Source organism: Oleiphilus sp. HI0061, from assembly GCF_001635675.1.
On record NZ_LWFE01000696.1, the window covers coordinates 1 to 1,083 of the forward strand.

Sequence of the window (1,083 nt, forward strand, 5' to 3'; positions counted from 1 at the left end):
TAGAAGAAGTTTTCTCTAAAAATATAGATATTGACGATGAATTTACATACTCATAACAAACGGCTGCATCGGACAAATTTCCGCTGTCACCTTTTGTGCAAAAACACGCACAAAAGTCGCCATCAAAAATTTGCTCGGTGAGCCGGGCGTTAAATGTTTTTTGGCTCTTAAGGTTTAGGGCTCAATATTCTGCAGGGAATGCTCGTTTCTTATCGAGCATTCCTCCGTTTAAATTATTAAGGTAGGTGGCACGGTTTCCAACTGTTCCGCTCCGCTGTTTAAGCTTCTCAGGTACATTTTAATTTGTAGAGGTTTCGTTGGTGGTGTGTTCCTAGGGAGTCCGGTAAAGTCGCCATCTAGGGTGTTTTTGTCTCTGGGCAAGTACAAAGGTTTTAACGTGGTGTTTGGTGTAGTTGGGTGTTCTAAAACATCTAACCAGTTCATCAAACATCACTCCGGCCACAAAAACACGTGGCCTACGTTGGACGCACGATAGAGCCGTGCGCCGTTTATAAAAGCGTTATGTGTATTAATGAATGGAATTCTTGCAATGAGCAAAGTAAAAATATTGGAGTATCCTAAGAAAGGAGAACCTGATTATAGCCATCTTAACCTCGTTGTAGAGTTTTTGCTTAGCTCAGGAAATAAGTCTGCCAACGAATATATTTGGGGTGTAAACAGAACGGGATACTTTTGTCACTTGGTCAAGGATATCAACTTCGAAGCTTTACGATTGCACTTTGATATTCCGCCTTCAATAGAGCTAAGTGAAACTGAACAGCGTATTAGCTGCATGAATACTTATACTGACATCAAAGTAACAAAGAAAAAATGCACATAACCAACAGCTCAAACGGACTCCGTAACAATCGCATCATTTTTGTTCCAAAAATGCCGCCATTGTTACTCCTCCGTTTAGCTGGGCGTTANNCGTATTAAANGAGTATTCAAACTCTATACGAAGAGTTCAGGGTTCAGTTTCCTGAAACAACAAAGAAAGTAGACTATCTTTACTCTCAAGAATGGGGTGATCCAAGTAAAGACCAAGCATTTATGTGGTTCGAGTTCTTAGCGAAAATCCTC

The 1,083-nt window shown here is 40.6% G+C and carries 1 protein-coding gene; it reads left to right on the forward strand.

Going from position 1 to position 1,083, the window contains the following annotated elements; translation table 11 throughout:
- Window positions 1-550 precede the first annotated feature (550 nt).
- Window positions 551-841, forward strand: coding sequence for a hypothetical protein (locus tag A3735_RS08860; RefSeq protein ID WP_068511499.1), 291 nt, complete (start codon window positions 551-553; stop codon window positions 839-841).
- The last annotated feature ends 242 nt before the right edge of the window (window positions 842-1,083 follow it).

Excerpts from the sequence above, each read along its gene's own strand:
- A3735_RS08860 (WP_068511499.1), top strand. The coding sequence starts at position 551 with ATGAGCAAAGTAAAAATATTGGAGTATCCTAAGAAAGGAGAACCTGAT.